Consider the following 542-nt stretch of genomic DNA (forward strand, 5'->3'; position numbering starts at 1 on the left):
CGTTTCAGCGGTTTCCTCCGCGGACCCGGAGCACCCGCTCAAGGCCACCATGCCCAATGCCAACCCGGCCATCATCCTGGAAAATTTCTTGCCCATGATCTCGATCCTCCTGATTATCGAGTGGTCGGGCCGACAGCGGCAGGCGCACTGGCCTCTCCTGTGGCCTCCCCGCTGGCCGCCCCGGTGGTTGCGGTGGCCTCGCTCGTTTCCGCGGCTTCCGTGGTCGCGGCCGCCGTCGTTTCGGCCTCCGTGGTCTCCGCCTCCGTGACTTCCGCCGCTACCGTTTCAGCGGTTTCCTCCGCGGACCCGGAGCACCCGCTCAAGGCCACCATGCCCAATGCCAACCCGGCCATCATCCTGGAAAATTTCTTGCCCATGATCTCGATCCTCCTGATTATCCCGGTCGGATACCGGGCCCGGCGGGACAACCCCATTGCCGTCCCGCTCAGGACAAGAATGCGCCCCCGCCTGTGGAAAAACCAGAGGAAAAACCGCCGGATGGAGAACCTAGTATTTTCCCAAGGTCGCAGTTGCAAGCTTCA

1 protein-coding gene is annotated in these 542 nt (G+C 63.3%); it reads left to right on the forward strand.

All coding sequences use genetic code 11. The features are described from left to right. Nucleotides 1-159 precede the first annotated feature (159 nt). Nucleotides 160-542 (forward strand): hypothetical protein (locus Y705_RS22735; RefSeq protein WP_216698783.1); only part of this gene is annotated, 383 nt, incomplete at its 3' end.

The sequence above is a fragment of the Arthrobacter sp. H41 genome (assembly GCF_000520535.1).
GTDB lineage: Bacteria > Actinomycetota > Actinomycetes > Actinomycetales > Micrococcaceae > Arthrobacter_D.